Origin of the sequence: Reichenbachiella agariperforans (assembly GCF_900142205.1) — a bacterium.
In the GTDB taxonomy this organism is placed as follows: domain Bacteria; phylum Bacteroidota; class Bacteroidia; order Cytophagales; family Cyclobacteriaceae; genus Reichenbachiella; species Reichenbachiella agariperforans.
Genome location: NZ_FRAA01000002.1, coordinates 19,639 through 41,235, shown reverse-complemented (window position 1 = coordinate 41,235; position 21,597 = coordinate 19,639). Strand labels below are relative to the sequence as shown.

Here is a 21,597-nt window from a genome sequence, read left to right as displayed (position 1 = left end):
TCGAGACGTTTATTGTGCTGTGCTCGGCATGAGTTCGATGTTTTTTTGAAAAGCGGTCTCGAACGATATATTAGTGTCAGTTCCAATTACCCCTTCTAGGTCATGAATCTTCCCATAGAGTACGTCTCGTAGATGATTGTTGTCCACGGCGATGACTTTGATCATCAGCGCATACTTACCTGAGATGTTTGAGCACTCGATGATCTCTGGGATTTTTTCTAACTCAGCTACGATTTTTGGAATGTATTTGGCATTAGCCACATCGATACGGGTGATAGCTTCTGTCGAGTAGCCGAGAGCCTTGGCATTGAACCGGAAGGTGGCATTTTCGAGCACGCCGAGTTGTCTCAGTTTGTTGACGCGCTGGTGTACCATGGTGTTGGATATACCGAGCTCCTTGGCCAATGTCGAAAAGGGTACGCGGGCATTGATTCCTAGCCGTTTCATGATGGCTCTGTCCATATCGTTAATTTGACTTTTTTCCATATGTATCAATGCTTTAATTTATGTTTTGACTCAAAAATATTATTTAAAAAGTCAATATTTTTATTTTTAGGCTTATTTAAAATGATACGACCTGTTTTGTTTTTAATATAAATGAATATGATTCTTTTTGAGTCAATGAAAAGTAAGAGCCAAAACACCTACCAAGAAGTTATAGCAAGATGCTGGTCTGACTATGTGTCGAAAACGCCATCCGCTGAGGCTATCCACGATCTGCTTGCAGACCGTGGTGAGCACATAGTCAACGACCACATCGCTTTTAGAACTTTCAACCATCCTAAAACTAGGATTTCTGTACTGGAAAAACCTTTTTTAGAAGCAGGGTACAAAGCTCGTGGTACTTATCATTTTGAGGCCAAAAAGTTGGTTGCTCAGCACTATGAGCACCCTGATGCAGATGCGCCTAAGATATTTATCAGCGAGTTGTTACTAGAAGAATTTTCTCCTGAACTGAACCATGTGATCAGTGAGATCGTGGAACCACTGGAGGAAGAAGAAGTGGTAGCTTTCCCGTCACGGCCGTGGCAAAATGTTTCATTTGAGACGTATCGGTCACTGCTCGCAGAGTCAGAGTACGCTGCTTGGATGTATGTGTTTGGCTTCTGTGCCAATCATTTTACCATTCTGGTCAATGAATTGAAGGGTATTAAAAGCCTAGAGGAGATGGATGAGTTTCTAAAGTCTCAGGGGTTTGAATTCAATATATCGGGAGGAGAGATCAAAGGAACTCCCGCAGAACTCCTAGAGCAGTCTAGCATCTTAGCAGACAAGATGGAGGTAGATTTTGTCGAAGGGAAACGTGAAATTCCATCTTGCTACTATGAGTTTGCTAGACGATATGCAGATGCTGACGGCAAGCTCTTTCAGGGCTTCATTGCTAAATCTGCAGACAAAATATTTGAAAGTACTGATGTGAGGTAATGCATCAATAAATGCCCGGCTGAAAAAAGCAACTAACAACAACCCAAAAATGATGACAGGTTTAGACCTGAATTGACTTTTTCATTACAAGCCTTGCCAGTACCCCAAATACTGGCAAGGGCATTTTATTTAATTGATGAGCCTATTCTAATTCTAGCTACAGCTCGAAAAATCAAACAAATCATATCGCTCATTTGTCTATTCATATATCTTTGCGGCTATGGCAAAGAATGACGATAACGATCTAAAGAAAATAGTATCCCATGCCAAAGAGTATGGATATGTTTTCCCTTCGAGTGAAATATACGATGGTCTCAGCGCGACCTATGATTATGGGCAGTATGGCGTAGAGCTCAAGCAAAACATCCGACAGTACTGGTGGAAAGCCATGGTTCAGATGAATGAGAATATCGTCGGAATCGACGCGTCGATTTTCATGCACCCGACCACCTGGAAAGCTTCGGGTCACGTCGATGCATTCAACGATCCGATGATCGATAACAAAGACTCCAACAAGCGATACCGTGCGGATGTGTTGATCGAAGATTTTATCGCCAAGATAGAAGCCAAAATCCAGAAAGAAGTAGACAAGGCTGCCAAGAAATTTGGCGACTCGTTTGACGAGGCACAGTTCAAAGAAACCAACCCACGTGTACTGCAGAACCAAGAGAAGATTGATACGATCAATGCTCGGTTCAAGAAAGATATAGAAGAAGAGGATTTCGTTGATCTCAAATTATTGATCGAGGAGCTGGGAATCGCTGACCCTGTGAGTGGATCAAAGAACTGGACCGAAGTACGTCAGTTCAACCTCATGTTCTCGACCGAGCTGGGTTCTCTAGCTGATGGAGCGAGCAAGATCTACCTCAGACCTGAGACAGCTCAGGGTATATTCGTCAACTATCTCAACGTACAGAAGACTGGTCGCATGAAGCTGCCATTTGGTATAGCTCAGACAGGGAAGGCGTTTAGAAACGAGATCATCGCACGTCAGTTCATCTTTCGTATGCGTGAGTTTGAGCAGATGGAGATGCAGTTTTTCGTGAAGCCTGGCACAGAGATGGAATGGTACCAAAACTGGAAAGAAAAGCGCATGAACTGGCACAAGTCACTCGGGTTGGGCGATCAAAACTACAAGTTTCATGACCACCTTAATCTTGCACACTACGCCAATGCGGCATGTGATATTGAGTTTAATTTTCCGATGGGGTTCAAAGAACTAGAAGGGATTCACTCTAGAACAGATTTCGATCTCAAAGCTCACGAAGAGTTTAGTGGCAAAAAGCTACAGTTCTTCGATAGCGAAACGGAGAAGTCTTACGTGCCTTATGTCGTAGAGACGTCTATCGGTTTGGACAGAATGTTCTTGGCGATACTAGCGACTGCCTATACAGAAGAAACCCTCGAAGATGGCAGTAGCAGAACGGTACTCAGATTGCCGAAGGCTCTCGCTCCTGTCAAAGCGGCAGTTTTACCACTCGTCAACAAGGACGGCCTGCCAGAGAAAGCAAGAGAAATTCTCGATGAATTGAAATTCTCAGTCAATGCGCAGTATGATGGTAAAGACGCCATCGGTAGACGATACCGTAGACAAGACGCTATCGGTACACCATACTGTATCACTGTGGATCACCAGACGATAGAAGATGGCACAGTGACGATTAGAGAGCGTGATAGCATGGAGCAAAAGCGCGTGTCAGTAGCAGAGGTGGTCTCTGAGATAGAAACAGCTGTAGACTTGAAACCATTGCTCAAATCGCTATAAGCAGCACTGATTTAGGAATAGCAAAAACAAAATTTTTGGCGCTTCACTTCTTCATCTCCTTGATGAGAAGTGACGCGTTTTTTTGTATGCGCGGGTGAGAGAAAGACGTATCTTTAGGCTATGATTTTTCTCCAGCAAACTGTAGAGTCTACCTCGTCAGTAGATTCCTTTCGAATGTTTTTGGTCACCATGGCTTTTATTTTCTTATTGGTACTGACGGGCAAAATAAATTTAGGGATCTATTTACCATTCTTGCCAGTTCCGCTCCGTAGAGAGCGCAAACGCATCCTGAAAAATCACTCCCGATACTATGTAAACCTTCCTGAAAAAGAAAAGAAGAGGTTCGAACAAAAAGTGCAGGCTTTTATCCATCAAAAGGAATTCATCCCCAGAGAGCTCAAAGAAGTGACCGAGGAGATGAAAGTATTGATAGCCGCATGCGCAGTGCAGCTGACGTTTGGATTTCGAAGGGTGTCGCTCTCCTTTTTCAAACGGATACTCGTCTACCCGACGAATTACTATTCGACCATCAATCAGAAGTATCACCGTGGAGAGGTGAACCCTAGAGTCAAGGCGATTGTGCTTTCTTGGGAGCATTTTGTGGAGGGTTTTATCGATGAAGCAGATGGACGTAATTTGGGATTGCATGAAATGGCGCACGCCCTGCGTATCGAAAACCGCATTACCAACCAAGAATATGGTTTTTTAGATGAAAAGGTGCTATCAGAGTGGGAGGTTTTAGCAGATTTTGAAATCGACAGAATACAGTCCAACGAGCCCAGTATCTTTAGAGAATATGCAGCAACCAACCGGGAGGAGTTCTTTGCAGTGGCGGTAGAGAACTTTTTTGAGCGACCTGAGATATTTAAAAAAGAGAAGCCAACGCTGTATCAAAACTTAGCTCTACTTTTGAGGCAAGATCCATCACGCCCATGAAGAAAAAACCGCACCCAGCAGGAGAAAGAAGAAGAGAGACCGTCACGATGAAGGACCTCATGGATGCCATGCTGAAATCCTATAATATCGATAGGCGGTTTGATCAGGCCAGTTTGGTTACTAAATGGAACAAAATCATGGGGACAGCAATCGCCAATCGTACCACGAACCTCGAGATACGAAAAGATGTTTTGATCATCACCCTATCCTCTGCCCCTCTCAAGCACGAACTCAACAATTCCAAACAAAAAGTTATGGATATGGTCAATGCCGAGTTTGGTAAACGAGTGGTCAATCAGGTTTTATTTGTGTAAGCACTGCTTGAAAAACAAAAGGCTGCTGGATAATTATCCAGCAGCCTTTTGTTTTCTATTGATTTCATCACTTAAGCCATGGTGTGGTAGACGTTTTGGACGTCATCGTCTTCTTCGATTTTTTCTAGGAGTTTGTTGACTTCCTCTTGTTGCTCTTCGCTGAGCTCCTTAGTCGTTTGTGGTATACGTTCGAACCCTGACGATAGGATTTCGAGGTTATGCTCCTCAAAGTACTTCTGCAAAGCACCAAAGTCAGAGAATCCACCATAGACCATCATACCGTCTTCGTCTTCGAACACTTCTTCTGCACCAAAGTCGATCAGTTCTAGCTCTAGCTCTTCTGCATCTAGTCCGTCACTTTTTAGTCGGAAGTTGCACGTGTGGTCAAACATGAACTCTACAGATCCTTGTGTACCTAGGTTGCCGTTGTTTTTGCTAAAGTAGCTACGGATGTTGGCGACCGTTCGGTTGTTGTTGTCAGTAGCGGTTTCTACCAGTATAGCGATACCATGAGGGCCGTAGCCTTCGAATAGTGTTTCTTTGTAGTCCCCTTGATCCTTGTCGGTCGCACGTTTGATAGCACGTTCGATATTTTCTTTGGGCATGTTGACCGCCTTGGCATTTTGCATGATGGCACGCAGTCTTGAATTGGTATCTGGGTCTGGACCATTTTCTTTTACAGCAATGACGATGTCCTTACCGATACGTGTAAAGGTCTTTGCCATCTGACCCCATCTCTTTAGTTTTCTAGCTTTTCTAAATTCAAATGCTCTTCCCATTGTTGTTATATTGATTAGAAATACAAATATATAGGATGGCTATATTTCTGTATATATGAAGTGCACCCAATACAGGTATATTTTTATTGAAAGGGGCGACAGTTGATCCTGACTGAAAATCAATCTACGTCAGGACGTATATATTTTCTCTTCGAGTCCAGAGACATCTTAGAGAATACGGGTATGCTGGCATGCTCGAAGTAGTCGTCGAACAATTGATCCAAATAGGCCTTTGAAAAGATATCAGTCTCTAGAAATTCGTCACTGATGCTTTGGACTTTTTCTTTGATTTGTTCGTCACTCACGGTTAGCATAGTGCGGAAGATGCGGAAGAACTTCACTTCGTTGTAGTCCACTTTTGCATCAGCATTCAACGTGTCCATGGCCACTTTGATGAGCACCAACTCTTGGTCTTGTGTTAGGGTAGCATTCTTTAGGACTTTGAAATAATCTTTGAGGAAACCCATTCCCATGCTATTGATCACTTCGATGAGGAACTCTAGTTCTTCGTCTACATTGATGTTCCCAAACAATTCGCTCTCTCTAGCTATTTTTCGAATTAGTGCGATCTCATTGGCGTCAATGTGTCCGTCACAAGTCATGAAAGAAAATGCTGTTTTGAAAGCAATGGATGGGAAATTATAAATCCTGCTTTGGCTGGTACGCATGGCTTGGTTGCTTACCCAGTCTTTGACGCCTTCTATATTGTCCGCTATTCTAGATTTGATTTGTGTATCTAGCGCAAACTCGTCCGCGCTTCTTAGAATCTCTAATGCATTTTCGCCTGTAAAACCACTGTTGTTTTGCACTGCTTTGAAATAATCAATCCCACACTGCAGTACCTCTTTGGCTAGGTCATTGGCAAGCACGCGAAACTCAGGTTCCTGCTCACCAAAAGTTTCTTTCAAGGAGTCATACTTTGGTTTTGATTTAAAGATGAGCTCCATCCCCGTCTCGTAGGCCGCTAGTGCATCTTGCTTTCTTTTTTTCTTCGAAGCGGCGATCTCATCGATCATGTCCTTGATGTAGGTCTGCGTCATTTTAGTGTGATTGAGTTATTGCAAGCACAAATTAATTAAAAAAAGCCGAATAGAATCTGTACACTGAGGTAGAAAGTCTTATAATACCCCAATCATGGTATTTAGAGCTTGGGAGGGGTGCCAAAGAAATTTTCTAAGGAATCATATCTGTGACGAAATATTTTAAGCAACTGCCGCTTGATGAACAGGCTGTGCATGAGCCTGCCTATGATGCCCAATGGAGGTTTGTAGGACACACGGTCTGTCATGATTACTGCTCCATTTTTTTCCTCGAAGATATGCTCATGATGCCACATGGCATAGGGACCAAATCGCTGTTCGTCTACAAAATATTTTTGATCAGTGACATGAGTGATTTCTGTGACCCATGGTGATTTAATCCCTGGCATTATCCCCACCATGTAGGTGATGATTTGTCCTTCATAGGTTTGGGTTAGGTTGTCTGATGTGATTTCAAAGCCCATGTGCTTGGGTGTAATCTTGGTGAGATTGCTGGGGGTAGAGAAAAAATTCCAAGCCACATCAAGTGTGGTGTGAATTTGTTGTCGTACTTCTAAAGTATAGATCCCGGAGTGACTTTTAATACTGATCATAGTTGTATGATTAATAGGAGTTTAGAGTGGTTTTTAACGAGAGTGTTTAATTTTTGTTTGAATTTGGTAAACAATTTGACACGTCTTTTATTCGATCGTTGTGCTATGGCTGAAGTGTCATTTTTCATTAACTTCGATCCTTTAGTTTACCACACTAATTAATATGGTCAAAGAGGAAATTATCGCAGCTGTAAAGAATCATCCTAGCAACAAAATCAAGTTTGCAATCGTGGATATAGATGGAGTTTTGAGGGGGAAGTATATTCATAAGGATAAGTTTTTTGACGGGTTAGATAGTCATTTTGGCTTTTGTGATGTGGTCTATGGTTGGGATAGTGCAGATAAGCTCTATGATCAGTCTAGTGTGACAGGTTGGGAGACGGGGTTTCCAGATGGTCAGGCACGCGTGGATTTGTCAACTTTCAGGAAAGTGCCTTGGGATAGAGATGTGCCGTTCTTTTTGGCTGATTATGCCGCAGGCGAACCATCGCGTGGAGTATGTCCACGCTCCCTGCTGCAAGAGATTAGTCAAAAGGCTGAATCGATGGGGTATCATGCACAGTTTGCGATGGAGTACGAGTGGTTCAATTTTAAGAAAACCACCGAATCATCGGATGATAGAAACTATCAAAACCCTATACCGATATTTGATGAGATGTTCGGGTATTCGCTGATACGTCTGGCTCAGGGGAGTAATTATTTCAATGATATTTTTGATCAGTGCGAAGCGTATGATGTGACCCTCGAAGGTCTCCACACAGAGACTGGTCCAGGAGTATTCGAAGCAGCGATCCAAAAGGATAGCATCTTAAGAGCTGCCGATAAAGGAGTGCTATTCAAAACAGCTATTAAGGAGATCGCTCATCCCTACGATATTGTGCCGAGTTTTATGGCCAAGTGGAACCCGGACTTACCGGGTTGTTCGGGGCACATGCATCAGAGCCTACTAGATGACAAGGGGAAGAACTTGTTTTACAATCCCAAAGGCGAGCATCACATGAGTGAGTTGATGGAACATTATCTGGCAGGGCAGTTACACTGTATGCCGCAGTTGATGCCTTTCTTTGCTCCGACCGTGAACAGCTACAAAAGGCTGGTAGAGGGAGCTTGGGCACCTACCACTGTAACTTGGGGTATTGATAATCGCACGACTGCTTTGCGCGTGATCAATGGCAAGGAGTCAGCTATGCGGATCGAGCATCGTGTACCAGGAGCGGATGTCAACCCATACCTATGCATGGTGGCAGGATTAGCGTCTGGGCTCTATGGAATAGAAAACAAGTTGAAACTACCAGCGGTCACAAAGGGCAATGCCTATGAGAATAAACGGGTCAAAAAGCTCCCGTCTAACCTCTATGATGCAACACAAAACATGAAGCGATCGAAGCTCGCTAAAGAGCTGATGGGTGCGGAATTTGTGAAGCATTTTGCAATGACCCGAGAGCACGAATGGAATGAATATATCAAAACGGTCTCTGACTGGGAATTAAAACGATATTTTGAAATAATATAAATGAACAAACAACTCAACTTTAATGAAATAGTCTTAGAGGCTTGGAAGCAGTACGATAGTTCACGAGAAGTCATATCGATCAACGATATCAGTGCTCGCGTGTCAACCAATCACGTTTTTAAGCTGAAGCTAGAGACAGGCGGTGTGATCATCGCAAAGTTGTCCTATTTCGGCACGTACAAGAATTTTTTGGAGGATCACTCCTTGGTTAATTCTATGTCTATCAACCTGACTGACCCATACAATGAGTTCATCTCTAGGTCGCTGACCAAAGGGCATGAGTTGTTTACCTATCAGCACAAAGATGCTATTTTAGATGCGTGGGTTGTGTTTTACAATCCGATCAAAATTCGCAAAATGCTTCCTAAGGTTTTGAGCAAGTCACAGATCAAAAACTTAGGAACGGAGTTGGCCAAATTTCACAAGGCGTCCTATCAGATTAGGAATATATTGCCGAGCTGGTCGAAGACCCTGAGGTCGGACTTGGATCATCTATTGAGTATTACAGAGACGGAAGACGGGCAGTACGAACATCGTGGCAATATCGATACGATCAAGTCGCAGATCGCTTTGTTTCACAAGAATCTAGATGATCTGGGAGCGGACGAATGGCCATCTATCCCCGTATTCGTCGATTGGAATATCGGAAATTTTTCTTTGGATAGGAACAACAGATTTTATTCTCGGTGGGACTATGATTGGTTTAGAATGAGTTCTCGGATCATGGATTTTTATTTCTTTAGCCGTGTATGCTCCACGATTGGAGACCGTGAGGAATTCAGCTATTTGATAGACCCTCTTAATGAAAATCGTTTTATATTGTTCCTTAAAGAATACCATAAAGTGTATCCGCTCACGCGAAATGAGGTGTTATTCATGAAGGAGGCTTATCGTTTTTTTATCTTGAATTATGTAATCAAGGATGGTCGATATTTCTTTCACGAGGTATATGCGACCAAACTGCAGCGAGAAGCGTACGAGATTTATCTACCGCAAATCGATCAGTTTGATGCAGAAAAAATATTGAGTGCCCTAGAATTATAATAGATGGAGATTACAGAGTTTAAAAAAGTAGTGGATAACTACGACGTAGTATTTTTTGATGCCTTTGGGGTTCTCAAAAATTCTAGTGGGATGATCCCACATATTGAGAAGACCTTTGAGTACCTCATTCGAAAGAAAATTGACTTTTATATCCTGACAAATGACGCCTCCAAAGGGCCTAAGTCACTTGCTCAAAGCTATATAGATGCGGGCTTTACGATGATCAATGAGGAGAAGATCATCTCGTCGGGGATGCTCGCGCGTGAGTACTTGCGTATGAAAGTGAAGGACGGTAAAGTGGCCTATCTAGGGACTAAGCAGTCTGCTCACTACCTAGAGGAAACAGGACTCAAGGCACTGTCTATTGCAGACTTGGATCTGAATAAAATAGATGATGTCAATGCACTGGTATTCTTAGATGACGAAGGGTTTGACTGGCGAGAGGACCTCAATAAACTAGTCAACTTGCTTCGCCTGAGGAATATTCCTGTGATGGTAGCTAATACTGACAAATCCTACCCCGTATCGGATAGAATGGTCGCGATAGCTGTAGGGAGTATTGCGGACATGGTAGAAAATATCACGGGGCGTAAGTTTATCAAATTTGGTAAGCCAGATTCTAGTATGTTTATCTTCGCCTATGAGCACACGCTGAGTACACGTGAGATTGACAAAGAACGTGTCTTGATGGTAGGAGACACTTTGTTTACAGATATTATTGGAGGTAATAAATTTGGGATTGATACAGCACTAGTCTTGACGGGTAATACACTCAAAGAACACTACGAAGAACGTATTAAAGCGATGGGGATTATTCCTGATTTTGTCTGTCCGTCGGCAGTAGTTTATTAACACGTAGATTCACGATTAGTTAATCGAAAACTAGCCTTACATCCATCTAAATTATTTTATCTTCGGGTAGTTAATCCACATAACATCTGTATACACCCCGTGGCACAGCATTTTGAGGAAGTTATGTATTTAGTTATCATCTTGAGGTATTGGATAGGAATGGTGACCGTAGGGACACTAGGTCTGTGGGATCGCATTAGTTTTAGTGGGAGAGAACTGCTACAGGCCGTAGGGAACTTGCCAGAGGCGCCAGAAGTTGGGGACGAATATGCACGTACTGCGAGCGGAAATTTTGACCTCCTATTTACATTGTTGGCGATTTTTTCTTTGGCAGGAGCTTACTTGATTGTTAAGCAGTTCTTTAGAAGGATCAAAATCCAAAGAAGAGTTCTCCAAAAGAAAGTAGAGGAAAGGACTTTTGAAATCTCTAAACAAAAAGAAGAACTCCAGAAAAAATCCGAGGAGCTCCAAATGGCTTATGAGGAGATTAAATTTAAGAATCTTGCGATTGAAGAGGCTTTCGAGCATTTGAGTAATTCTTACGAAAAAATGTCGGACCTCAACCGAGAAAAGGACGGGATGATGAACGTCGTAGCACACGATCTTCGCACACCTCTCAACAATATAGAAGGTCTGATCCAGCTCATCTCCATGGATGGGAACTTGAATGCGGATCAGGTAGAGTATATTTCAAAGATTCGAACGGTTGTGCAGCGAGGCAATGAAATGATTCGTGATTTGTTGGATATCAACATGGCGAAGAAGATGAAGCCAGAACTCAAATTGATAGCGTTTTCTATCCCAGAGTTTCTCTCTAGCTGGAAGATGAATTTCGAAAAAGCCTTGGTCGCCAAAAATCAGTCACTCCGAATATCAGGTGCTTATAAAGAGATTCAATTGAATACGGATATGGGCCTTCTTTCTCGTATAATGGACAATCTCATGTCTAATGCAATGAAATTTTCAGAACCTGAAAAAAGCATGTTTTTAGATATTAATCTAGTGGAAGAGGGTAAAGTCAAGATTGTCTTGCGGGATGAAGGGCCTGGGATTAGTGAAAAGGATCAGGCGAAGATGTTTAAACCCTTTACTAGACTCAGTGCGCGACCGACTGCTGGAGAGCATTCTAACGGTCTAGGCCTTTCTATTATTAAGAGTTTGACGGAACAGTTGGGTGGTAAAATAGCCGTGAAGAGTAAGTTAGGCGTAGGTACAGCATTTGAGATTGTTATCCCATGTAGTCCTAAAAAGGTCTAAAATAAAAACAGGAAGCCAAGTAGTTAACTGACTTCCCATTTTCGTTTGGGTACGGGGGATTTAGAGGGTTTTGCTGCTGATCCAGTCATTGAGCTCTTTTTCAAGTTCATCTTTGGACTTTCCGAGTTTTTGCTGAAGCTTACCCATGATTTGATCTTCTTCTCCATCTAAAATCATTAGATCGTCATCGGTCAATTCTCCATATTTCTCTTTAAGCTTACCTTTAATGATATTCTTATTTCCTTTCAATTGTAAATCCATAGTTATAGGGGTTTAATTGTGTTTGATGTAGACACTGAAAAAAGTGTACCAAGTCGGTTTTGAGTGATTAAGCGTGGGTTTGGGTGTCTCTTAGGTGTACTCGTTTCTACAGGGTGTAGAAGGTGTGCCACAGCTTGGAAGTTATTCTTTTTATTAGCGGATGAGATTTGGAACCATGCAGAGTAATAAAAAAGGCTCTGAAGAGATCAGAGCCTTTTACCACCTTAATAATTCAATTACTTTGTAGAATCCTGTTAATTACATTGCGTTTCTTATTCCCATAGCTCGCCTGTATTCTTTAGTAGCATAACACTACTCTTCACTGTTTCCTCTTCACTAGGATCTACTTGGTCGTAATTATACCATAACACTCAGCATAGCGCATACGAACACAAATCCGTAAGTCACTAATGTACCGATAAACACCTGTACTACTGTTCTTTTTGCTGTTTTCAATTTTGGTCTCATGACTATAATTTTTAACGTAAAAATCTTTCTAATTTATGCGGCTTTCTCGTCTTTCTCGACTATCCCTCCGAGGGTGTTGATGACTGGAACCTCTTTGAAGTTGAACTCATATTCGAAGAACGAACTGAAGTCCTCACCTGCTTCTTTCATATCCTCATCATCCTGCTCATAGTACCAGTTGACAATTACTTTCTTGCCTAACTGCTCTACACTTTCTAATTTTCTTAAGATCATAAACAGACATTTGCTCGAGCTCGTATTAAAGTATTCGAATGCCATGTTGACGGTCAATTTCGCTACATCTAGCTGTACATAGCTATCAATATTCTGTAGGAGAACGTTGTAAAATGCCAACGCATTTTCAGGACTAGACTTTCCTCTGACATCCAAAAGTTGGTTTTTTGGATTGAAGTAAACCGATGGGGTGATCCTCGATGGTCTGATGAAATATCCTTTCATGTCGCTGTGTGTTTAAATGGTCTATGTCGCTGATTATTAGTTCTTCAAAGATGATGAAGAAGTATCATTAATAAAATACGGGATTTTCGTATTTGTATCTTTAGGTGATTTGTTTTTATAGGCTAATAATTATCGTGAGTGAAAGTGTAAAGTGTCTCAGTTCGTCTCAAATGGGTTTTTTGTTGAAGTATTTACCAACAAGTGTATAGGGAAAATACCTATAAAGAGGCGTGCTTTTGAGGTGTGAAGACTTGGAAAAGTCGTCCTAAATACAAGGTTCTAGCTGTTTTTTGTATCTAAAATGTAAGCTGTGACTAACTCATAGATTTGCAGGAGCTTAGGGTTTTGTGATAGTAGGGCACGATGATGGGCTAGTGTTGTGTGATCTTCTCGTTGTGCAGGACCTGTCAGGCTGTTTTGAGTCCCTTGCTCAAAAGCGTTTTGGATGGATGATTGCACGAGCGGTTCTAGGATTTTTAAATCTAGGTCAGAGGCGTGCAGTATGGTCTGTGCTGCGTAAAGCATACGATTGGTGAAATTACTGGCAAAAACTGCTGCGACATGTAGCCGTTTGCGTCCATTGGCATCCACCGCTTTTGCCTGACTACTGATTTTGGTCCCGAGCGACAATAGTGCCCGTGTTGTCTCTGCAGTACTCCCTTCTATGAGAATTGGTAGGGAAGGCCAGTCGATGGTGGAAGACTCGGTGAAGGTCTGCAGTGGGTAGAATATGCCTGTGAAATTATGGTTAGCCAATGCATCGAGATCTGTAGTGCCCGAACAGTGTGCGACTATAGCATTTGGTGGGAGTTTCAGCTGCTGTGCTACGGGGGCAATCGCCGAGTCGGAGACAGCTATGAGATAGATGGTTGCCGAACTTTGGGAAAAATCTAAGTTATCGGTGGCAGTCACACCTCGGTGGCTAGTAGCTATTGCCTGGGCTTTGGCTAGTGCCCTGCCGTAGATGCAGTGTAGCAACCCTAACTGATGTAGGCGACTGGAGAGGTGCTGGGCGACTCGGCCTGTACCGATGAGGACTATTTTCATATCCAAAGGTATAAAAAAAGCCTCTGATCAAATGACCAGAGGCTCTCTATGTCTTAGTTGTTTAACTTAGTTTTTCTTCTTGTTGAAATCAATTACTACAGGTGTAGCAATGAAAATTGATGAGTATGTACCAATTAAGATACCTACGATCAAAGCAAACGAGAACCCTTTTAGCACTGCTCCACCGAAGATGAAGAGGATCAATACCACGATCAATGTCGTGATTGAAGTAATCATCGTTCGACTGATAGTACTGTTGAGCGCTTCGTTGAATACTGGTTTCAAATCTGAACCTTGTTTCAATCCTAAGTTTTCTCTGACACGGTCAAATACTACCACGGTATCATTGATCGAGTAACCAATGATGGTCAGCATCGCAGCGATGAATACTTGGTCTACTTCGAATGAAATGCCGATCAGGTTAGCAATCGCGAAAGCTGATAACACGAACAGTGTATCATGGAATAGGGCGATGATCGCTCCTAAACCAAATTGCCATTTTCTAAATCGAACGAGGATATATAGGAAGATCACTATCAGCGCAAAAACGACTGATTCGAACGATGCGTTTTTGATGTCATCGGCGATGGTTGCTCCTACTTTGGATGAACTAGCGATGGTGAAGTCTCCTTCTCCAGCTTTGGTGTCATCTTGTACATAAGTGAGCTTCGTGAAGTCTGCAACACCTGAAATTAACGCTTTTTTGACGTTAGCATCTGCTTCGTCAGACTCATCGTTGATCAAATAACTAGTCGTTATTTTTAGGATGTTGTCCGCTCCGAAAGTTTTTACTTCGACCCCTTGGTTGTCAAACGTACTAGAAAGTGCCACTTTCAGATCAGACGAAACGACAGGTTTCTCAAAAGAAACTACATAAGATCTACCTCCAGTGAAATCTACCCCGTAAGTCAGTCCTTTGGTCACCATGGCAATCATCCCAATCCCGATGAATACCGCAGAGAAGATGTAGGCCATCTTTCTTTTCGAAATGAAATCGAAGTTCATGTTCGTCAAGAAGTTTTTAGACAATGGAGTAGAGAAAGAGATTTTGCTCTGGTCACCTTTTTTGGTCATCCACTCTACGACTACTCTAGTGATGAATACGGCAGAGAAGAATGAACAGATGATACCGATGATCAGCGTGATTGCAAATCCTTTGACAGGTCCCTGACCTAGGAAATAAAGGATCAAACCAACCAATAGTGTCGTGACGTTTGCGTCTACGATAGATGAGTATGCTTTTTGATATCCAGAAGAAACAGCTTGTTTAACGCCGGCTCCATTTCTTAGTTCTTCTTTGATTCTTTCAAAGATCAACACGTTCGCATCGATAGACATACCGATCGTCAGTACGATACCTGCGATACCTGGGAGGGTTAAAGCCGCGCTGAGCTGAGCCAAAATTCCGAGGATGAAGAATACGTTGAAAAACAACGCCAAGTTCGCTACCAAACCACCTTTAGAGTAGTAAGCGATCATGAATAAGATTACTATACCTAGACCTGCTACGATAGACATGACACCTTGTCCCTGTGCTACTTTACCAAGTGTAGGTCCGATCACTACATCTTCTACGATAGTCGTAGGAGCGGGTAAGCTACCTGCTTTGAGAATATTAGCAAGATCTTTTGCTTCTTCGAGTGTAAAGTTACCTGTGATCTGTGAGCTACCGTTCGGGATTTCTCCTTGTACGTTAGGTGCAGAGTAGACATAGCCGTCGAGTACGATAGCGATTCTTCTGTTGATGTTGTCAGCAGTTAATCGCTTCCATTTTTTAGCACCAGTTGCGTTCATGTTCATGCCGATAGATGGTGCTGATCGTTGATCTAGCTCCTGTCTCGCGTCGATGATTACTTCTCCAGTCAATGGCGCTTTGCCACCACGGTTGGTTTTCACTGCGTATAGTTCGATGAACTCGTCTTGGCTTAAGGCATCTTGAGACCTGATAGGCTTCACTGCCCACAAAAATTTGATTGTAGACGGGATGCTTCTTTGTACAGCTTCGTCTTTTAGCACACGGTTTATTTTTGCCGTATCTCTAAGGTTGTAGATCAACCCGTACTGCGCCTGTAGTAGACTGAACAATGGAGATACTTCTGATGCCATCGCTGCAGAGTCTATCGCCGTGCTGTCACTTTCGAGCTGAGACGCTAGATCATCTCCTGAGGCAGTGTCTGCTTCAGTATCATCTGATCCTAGTAGGTCGTCAATGTTTTCTGTCTGAGCAGGTGCCGCTTCTTCACCTTCTACGACTAGTTCTGAAAGTTGTGCTTGCTGATCTTTCACAGCTACGTCATTCATGGCCTGTAGTGTAGGGAAGATCTCATTAATCTCGTGTACTTCCCAGAACTCTAGTTTAGCTACACCTTGTAGAAGCTTTCTAACTCTTGTAGGGTTGTCGACACCTGGTAGCTCTATTTGAATTCTACCTGTACCTTGTAGGCGCTGGATGTTAGGCTGTGAGGTGCCGAATCTATCGATCCTGGTTCTGAGGATATTGAATGATCTTTCGATTGCTCCATTTACTTCCTCGTTGATCAATGATACTACTTCCTCATCTGGTGTGCTGAGGTTGATTCTACCTCTGTTGGCAGCCGTCGCAAATACGCTAGCCAGGGTTTTATCTGGAGCGAGTTCTTTGAATGAGGCGTAAAATTCTGATACAAAGTCAAGCTGCGTGCCTTTGATGTTTTCTTTGGCCATGTCAAGAGCTTTCAAGAAGTCAGCGTCTTTACTGTCTCCACTGATTCCTTTGACGATCTCCACAGGAGACACTTCCAAGGTCACGTGCATACCACCTCTTAGGTCAAGACCGAGATTTAACTCAGTTTCTTTGATCTCTTGGTAGGTAAACTCGATACCGAATAGGTTGTAGACGGGCTCTTTCCAGATCGAATCGAGGTATTGCTGCTTCTTAGCATAATCTGTCGTGTTGTCAACAGTGGCTGCTGCGGTCGCTTCTTCGTTGATTCGCTGTGCTACGAATGTAAACGATAGATAATAGACGCAAAGCAAAGAGACCACTACCGTGAGTAATATTACTCCTCCTTTATTTTTCATTTGTATATGATGTTATATAAGTAATTATTGTTTGATAAAATCGTAATGAGTGTGAGCCGCAGTGAGGGTGGCGGGCAATATTTCTAATCGGGAAATTAGGGAGCGTTAGGGGCTATGATGTAGTTGAAGAGCACTTTGAGTAGTTTCTCGCTGAGCTTTTCATTGAAGGCGTGTTGGTAATCTCGGATCGTTTCTATGAAAGAGATTTTGCCTTCCAAGATATCATAGTCTACAGAAAGTACCTGAATCTGCGCGGTAGGAGCAACTGCTTCTAGGCTTGAGATTTCTTCTTGGTTTTGAGGAACGTCATCGGTAGTCTCATCTGATTGCTGTTTCTTTTTTAGCTCACAGCAGGTATGACTCTTGACATAATTCACCGCGATGGGCTGGCCAATAACGGCTAAGCCGACCATGATCCCAAGGATTAGGATGAGAGCATTTCGCTTTGATATGTCTTCGATTCGTTTCATAACGGGTCACGAAAGTAGACAAAAGTCGAAAAGTTTGAAAGCATACCGATGAAAACGTTGGATAAAACCAACGGACAGAGCAGATTAGGGATATCTATTGTAGTTTTGAGAGATGCAAAAGCCACTGGTGTCGGTCATCTGTCTATGTTATAACCAAGCTCGGTTCGTTCTAGAAACGCTGGAGTCAGTGGTGGCGCAGGATTATGCTTTGGTTGAGATGATTATCGTCGATGATGCGAGTGAAGACGGGAGCAAGGAGCTTATTGATGGTTTTTTGGAAAGATATCCAGATGTTCCCTATGTAGATATAAAATTCAATGTAGGGAATACCACAGCATTCAATCAGGGACTCAAACTGGCTACTGGCAAATATGTAATCGATCTGGCCTGTGATGATCTGCTCGTACCAAATCGTATTTCGGAGCAAGTTGAATTCTTTGAAGAGCAGTCCGAAAACGTAGGAGTAATCTACTCAGACGCAGTATATATATCAGAAAAAGGAAAGGAGACCAAGCGCCATTTTCAGTCTGGACAATATGAAGCATACGAAGGAGACGTATATTTAAAATTGATAGACACCTACTTCGTTCCACCTCCGACGATGATGATCCGAAAGTATGTGTTGGATCATCTGGGAGGTTATGATAAAGAACTGGCTTATGAAGATTTTGATTTTTGGATTAGATCGTCAAGAGATTGGGGCTATGCTTATCAAGATCAAGTGCTAACCCGCATCCGCCGCGTAAAAAACTCGCATTCAGATACCTTATATAAGTACGAAGACAAGAAGGTCGCTTCTACTGTCCTTGTATGTCAGAAAATACGTAAGCTCAACAGGAGCGAATTGGAAGATGAAGCACTTGCCCGTCGGTTGAGATATGAGATTCGTCATGCGTTTTTGACGGGGTGTCACCAGGAGGTTGAGGGCTTTATGAAATTATTGATAGAAATAGATAAGAGTGACTTATTCTATAAATGTTTGCGCAGATTGAATTTTGGTATCAACCTTAGCGTGATGAGACAGATGATCCACTGGGTCAAATACGCCCGTTAGCGCCTGTTGTCATTTCCCATTAGCATACTTAGATAGCTATCATAGCGAGATTGAGATATTCGACCGTCTTCATAGGCAGATTCTATCGCACAGCCGGGCTCATGAGTGTGTGTACAGTTGCTGAACTTGCACTGTCCCAGTAGTGCACGTAGCTCTGGGAAGTAGTGGCTCAGCTCATCTTTTTCTATCTCGGCCAGTCCCAGCTCTTTGATGCCAGGGGTGTCTATGATGTAGCTTCCTTCTGCTAATTTGAAGCGTTCGGCAAAAGTTGTGGTGTGTACTCCTTTGTTTGCAAAATCGGATATCTCCGAGGTTTTTTGTTCAGCCTCAGGGATGAGTTCATTCACTACCGTGGATTTTCCCACGCCAGAGTGTCCAGTGAGCAGCGATGTTTTTTCAGATAGGAATTGTTTCAACCCCTCTATGTCGTTAGATGATAATGCTGAGATATATAGCACTTGATAGCCGAGTGCTTCATATTCACTCATTTTCTCTTTGAGTTTTTCGATATCCTCTTCGCTTAGTAGGTCTATTTTATTCATGAGGATGGTGGCAGGAATCCTAAAAGCTTCGGCGGTGACCAAAAATCTATCAATGAAGCCCAATGATGTTTTTGGGGTGCCTACTGTAGCGACGATGATGGCTTGATCCAGATTGGAAGCGATAATGTGGCTGTGGCCCTTTTTTTTAGGAGAGACTCTGATGATATAATTATTTCTGGGGAGAATTTCAGAGATGATCATGGTACTGTCGTCTCCTTGATCTTCGATGAGTTTGACTCGATCTCCTACTGCAACTGGGTTTGAGATTTTCTTGTTCTCCAGTTTGAATTTACCTTTTAGACGACAGTTATGCATTTGTCCATCAGCTGATTCCACCTGATACCAAAGCCCCATAGATTTACTCACGATTCCTAGCACAGCCCAAAAATAAAGAAACCGTCCCAATATGTATCAGGACGGTCTCTAATGTTAATTTTTATTCTCGCTTAGTGCTTAGATAGGTAGTCAGCTACACCTGCTTTGGTTGCTTGCATTGCTTCTTTACCTTCTTCCCAGTTCGCTGGACATACTTCGCCGTGCTTTTCTACATACTGTAGAGCATCTACTAGTCTGATCATCTCATCGATGTTTCTTCCTAGTGGGAGGTCATTGATTGTCTCTTGTCTTACTGTACCAGTTTTGTCGATCAAGAACGTGCCTCTGTACGCTATTGGTAGACCGTTGAAAGAAAGATTTCCTTCTTCGTCATAGTCCCAATCTCCAGCCAATACACCGTAGTTGCTAGCAATAGTTTTGCTAGTGTCTGCTACGATAGGGTAAGTGACTCCTTCGATCCCTCCTTTGTTTTTAGGAGTAGACAACCATGCAAGGTGTGACTCTTCAGTATCAGTCGAAGCACCTACAACAGCTACACCTCTTTTCTCGAATTCAGCAAGTTTTTCTTGGAATGCTAAAATCTCAGTTGGGCATACAAAAGTGAAATCCTTTGGGTAGAAAAAGAAGATAACTTCTTTCTTACCGATGTATTGATCCAATGAAAATGATTCAACTATTTCTTCTCCATCAATAACAGCTGGGGCACTGAATAGAGGGGCTTTTTTTCCTACTAATGACATAATTATTTCGTTTTTGTGTTTTTCAATAATTTGATATCGCAAATCTACTTTGCTTGATAGGCAATCCTTGTGAATGCAAATAAATTTTCTTTATATCCATATAGATTTTCTATTGATCTAAAATATATAGGTGTCTATCGACTAAAAAATGATTTGTTATGAGATTAATGGATTTCACTTTAGTTTTAGCTTTGCAAAACCAAAATAAGAATAATATGAAATTGAATTTTACGAAAGGAGCAGCTGTAGTACTGATGAGCCTGCTGTTCGGTACTTCTGCTACTCAGGCTCAGGATATGACCGAAGCTACTGCATTTTTGAAAGCAGGGTCTGAAGATGCAGGGGTTTATATGGGTAAATACCTAAACCCGATGGTTAAAGGTTTAGGGTATGGAGTCGCTGGTGGCTGGTACAATACAGCCAAAACTCACAAACCATTGGGGTTTGATATTACAGTTACTTTGAATGCTTCACGAGCTCCTGAGGATGATTTTTTCTTTGATATAATCGAGACGGATTATCAAAATATTCAATTAAAAGACCCGAATCAGCCATCCACTTCTACATTATTTGGAGATGAAACGACTACTGGAATTACTGCAGAATATTATGATGAAACATATGATCGAACGATTGTTTCTGAATTTGAGACAGCGCCAGGTTTAGCCTTGGATGATAGTTACAACGGTTATGTTCCCATGCCTATGGTTCAAGCAGGAATAGGATTGATTAAAAATACAGATCTTAAAGTAAGATGGATGCCTACGCAGAGGTTTAATGATGACTATGATAATGAATCTAGTGTTGGAATGTTTGGATTAGGACTTATGCATGATTTTAAGCAATGGATTCCTGCGATCAAGCATATTCCTATAGATATGGCTGTGTTGGTAGGGTATAATAGGATATATGCTAAATCTGGTCTAAATTCAAATGGAGAGGTTATTGATGGTGAAAATCAGCAAGGAGAAGTAGGTATCAACTCATGGACTTACCAGCTGTTAGTGTCTAAAAAACTTTCCGTTTTGACTCTTTATGGGGGGGTTGGCTATAATAATACGACTACTAATTTAAAAGTATTGGGAACATATGTTATAGAAGATGACAATACAGGGGCGACAGTTACGTTAACGGATCCCATAGATGAAGATTATTTGAGTAGTGGAATGAGGGGGACATTAGGTATGAGGTTGAAATTGGCAATTATTACGATACACGCAGACTACACTTTCCAGGAGTATAATACGATCACCGCTGGTATTGGATTCTCTGTGAGATAAGTTGTAAGTAAAATGATATTATATTGGAAGCGTCTTGAGTTATCAAGACGCTTTTTTTGTGTTTGATTGGGTATATGCATACCCGTTTAAGGTGAGGTTCAATTGGTGTTTCAGATGAGAGATCCAAGATTGTTTCGTTATCTATCTGCTGGCTAAATCAGGCAGATGTTGAATTTTGACCTTCTAAATTTTTCGATCCAAATTCTTGGTAACCAAAAAGCCCCGAAGTGACTCGGGGCTTTTTCATTTTGATAAAATGTTAAACAGGTGTATGAATAAAATTTGTGTTATGTACTGTTATATACAGCGAGGCAGGGGAAAGTAACCCGAAGGGCCAAAAAAAAGTGAATTATTTTTCAAAG

21 protein-coding genes are annotated in these 21,597 nt (G+C 42.2%); 10 read left to right on the top strand and 11 right to left on the bottom strand.

Going from position 1 to position 21,597, the window contains the following annotated elements; translation table 11 throughout:
- Positions 1-9: 9 nt before the first annotated feature.
- Complete coding sequence (locus BUB99_RS06480) at positions 10-486, bottom strand: Lrp/AsnC family transcriptional regulator (protein WP_073120741.1); 477 nt, start codon at positions 484-486, stop codon at positions 10-12.
- 135 nt (positions 487-621) lie between these two features.
- Between BUB99_RS06480 and BUB99_RS06475 the strand changes: the two genes are divergently transcribed.
- The 4 genes from BUB99_RS06475 (at position 622) to BUB99_RS06460 (ending at position 4,440) form a co-directional block, all read left to right on the top strand.
- On the top strand, positions 622-1,425 hold the full coding sequence (locus BUB99_RS06475; RefSeq protein WP_073120739.1) for a DUF1338 domain-containing protein: 804 nt from the start codon (positions 622-624) through the stop codon (positions 1,423-1,425).
- 220 nt (positions 1,426-1,645) lie between these two features.
- The gene (locus BUB99_RS06470; RefSeq protein WP_073120737.1) at positions 1,646-3,190 is read left to right on the top strand and encodes a glycine--tRNA ligase; all 1,545 of its coding nucleotides are present in this window, start codon (positions 1,646-1,648) and stop codon (positions 3,188-3,190) included.
- Between the two features lie 120 nt (positions 3,191-3,310).
- Complete coding sequence (locus BUB99_RS06465) at positions 3,311-4,126, top strand: zinc-dependent peptidase (protein WP_245816813.1); 816 nt, start codon at positions 3,311-3,313, stop codon at positions 4,124-4,126.
- Positions 4,123-4,440 (top strand): DUF721 domain-containing protein, encoded by a 318-nt coding sequence (locus BUB99_RS06460; protein WP_073120733.1) that lies wholly within the window; start codon positions 4,123-4,125, stop codon positions 4,438-4,440. The genes BUB99_RS06465 and BUB99_RS06460 overlap by 4 nt, the downstream gene beginning before the upstream one ends.
- Positions 4,441-4,511: 71 nt before the next feature.
- Here the strand turns inward: BUB99_RS06460 and BUB99_RS06455 are convergent, their stop codons facing one another.
- The 3 genes from BUB99_RS06455 to BUB99_RS06445 form a co-directional block, all read right to left on the bottom strand.
- Positions 4,512-5,219 carry a YebC/PmpR family DNA-binding transcriptional regulator gene (locus BUB99_RS06455; RefSeq protein WP_073120731.1) on the bottom strand — a complete coding sequence of 236 codons (708 nt, stop codon included), beginning with the start codon at positions 5,217-5,219 and terminating at the stop codon, positions 4,512-4,514.
- A 119-nt stretch (positions 5,220-5,338) separates the two neighbouring features.
- Positions 5,339-6,259, bottom strand: coding sequence for a tellurite resistance TerB family protein (locus BUB99_RS20110; protein WP_084190406.1), 921 nt, complete (start codon positions 6,257-6,259; stop codon positions 5,339-5,341).
- Positions 6,260-6,360: 101 nt separating this feature from the next.
- Positions 6,361-6,852: an SRPBCC family protein gene (locus BUB99_RS06445; RefSeq protein ID WP_073120728.1), complete on the bottom strand. Its 492-nt coding sequence runs from the start codon at positions 6,850-6,852 to the stop codon at positions 6,361-6,363.
- A gap of 163 nt (positions 6,853-7,015) precedes the next feature.
- On the opposite strand from BUB99_RS06445, the gene BUB99_RS06440 reads away from it, so the two are divergent.
- The 4 genes from BUB99_RS06440 to BUB99_RS06425 all read left to right on the top strand — a co-directional run bounded on the left by BUB99_RS06440 (position 7,016) and on the right by BUB99_RS06425 (position 11,518).
- On the top strand, positions 7,016-8,365 hold the full coding sequence (locus tag BUB99_RS06440) for a glutamine synthetase family protein (protein WP_073120725.1): 1,350 nt from the start codon (positions 7,016-7,018) through the stop codon (positions 8,363-8,365).
- Positions 8,366-9,409: a hypothetical protein gene (locus BUB99_RS06435; RefSeq protein WP_073120722.1), complete on the top strand. Its 1,044-nt coding sequence runs from the start codon at positions 8,366-8,368 to the stop codon at positions 9,407-9,409. It abuts the gene before it with no gap.
- A 3-nt stretch (positions 9,410-9,412) separates the two neighbouring features.
- Positions 9,413-10,261, top strand: coding sequence for an HAD-IIA family hydrolase (locus tag BUB99_RS06430; RefSeq protein ID WP_073120720.1), 849 nt, complete (start codon positions 9,413-9,415; stop codon positions 10,259-10,261).
- A gap of 123 nt (positions 10,262-10,384) precedes the next feature.
- Positions 10,385-11,518 carry a sensor histidine kinase gene (locus BUB99_RS06425; RefSeq protein ID WP_073120716.1) on the top strand — a complete coding sequence of 378 codons (1,134 nt, stop codon included), beginning with the start codon at positions 10,385-10,387 and terminating at the stop codon, positions 11,516-11,518.
- Positions 11,519-11,578: 60 nt separating this feature from the next.
- On the opposite strand, the gene BUB99_RS06420 is transcribed toward BUB99_RS06425, so the two are convergent.
- From BUB99_RS06420 to BUB99_RS06400, 5 genes are all read right to left on the bottom strand, one after another.
- Complete coding sequence (locus BUB99_RS06420) at positions 11,579-11,779, bottom strand: CsbD family protein (RefSeq protein ID WP_073120712.1); 201 nt, start codon at positions 11,777-11,779, stop codon at positions 11,579-11,581.
- 501 nt (positions 11,780-12,280) lie between these two features.
- Positions 12,281-12,706: a DUF1987 domain-containing protein gene (locus tag BUB99_RS06415; RefSeq protein WP_073120709.1), complete on the bottom strand. Its 426-nt coding sequence runs from the start codon at positions 12,704-12,706 to the stop codon at positions 12,281-12,283.
- A 279-nt stretch (positions 12,707-12,985) separates the two neighbouring features.
- Entirely contained in the window at positions 12,986-13,753 is a 768-nt protein-coding gene (locus BUB99_RS06410; protein ID WP_073120707.1) for a Rossmann-like and DUF2520 domain-containing protein, read from the bottom strand.
- Between the two features lie 66 nt (positions 13,754-13,819).
- Positions 13,820-16,813, bottom strand: a complete 2,994-nt coding sequence (gene secDF / locus BUB99_RS06405; RefSeq protein ID WP_073120705.1) for a protein translocase subunit SecDF — start codon at positions 16,811-16,813, stop codon at positions 13,820-13,822.
- Positions 16,814-16,908: 95 nt separating this feature from the next.
- Positions 16,909-17,283 carry a hypothetical protein gene (locus BUB99_RS06400; protein WP_073120700.1) on the bottom strand — a complete coding sequence of 125 codons (375 nt, stop codon included), beginning with the start codon at positions 17,281-17,283 and terminating at the stop codon, positions 16,909-16,911.
- Between the two features lie 112 nt (positions 17,284-17,395).
- Between BUB99_RS06400 and BUB99_RS06395 the strand changes: the two genes are divergently transcribed.
- On the top strand, positions 17,396-18,337 hold the full coding sequence (locus BUB99_RS06395) for a glycosyltransferase (RefSeq protein WP_073120698.1): 942 nt from the start codon (positions 17,396-17,398) through the stop codon (positions 18,335-18,337).
- Here the strand turns inward: BUB99_RS06395 and rsgA are convergent.
- Positions 18,334-19,245, bottom strand: a complete 912-nt coding sequence (rsgA, locus tag BUB99_RS06390) for a ribosome small subunit-dependent GTPase A (RefSeq protein ID WP_317041708.1) — start codon at positions 19,243-19,245, stop codon at positions 18,334-18,336. The two genes, BUB99_RS06395 and rsgA, sit on opposite strands and share 4 nt — an antisense overlap.
- Before the next feature lie 80 nt (positions 19,246-19,325).
- Positions 19,326-19,955, bottom strand: coding sequence for a peroxiredoxin (locus BUB99_RS06385; RefSeq protein WP_073120695.1), 630 nt, complete (start codon positions 19,953-19,955; stop codon positions 19,326-19,328).
- Positions 19,956-20,113: 158 nt separating this feature from the next.
- Here BUB99_RS06385 and BUB99_RS06380 point away from each other — a divergent pair, with 158 nt between their 5' ends.
- Entirely contained in the window at positions 20,114-21,235 is a 1,122-nt protein-coding gene (locus tag BUB99_RS06380) for a DUF6588 family protein (RefSeq protein ID WP_139280925.1), read from the top strand.
- The last annotated feature ends 362 nt before the right edge of the window (positions 21,236-21,597 follow it).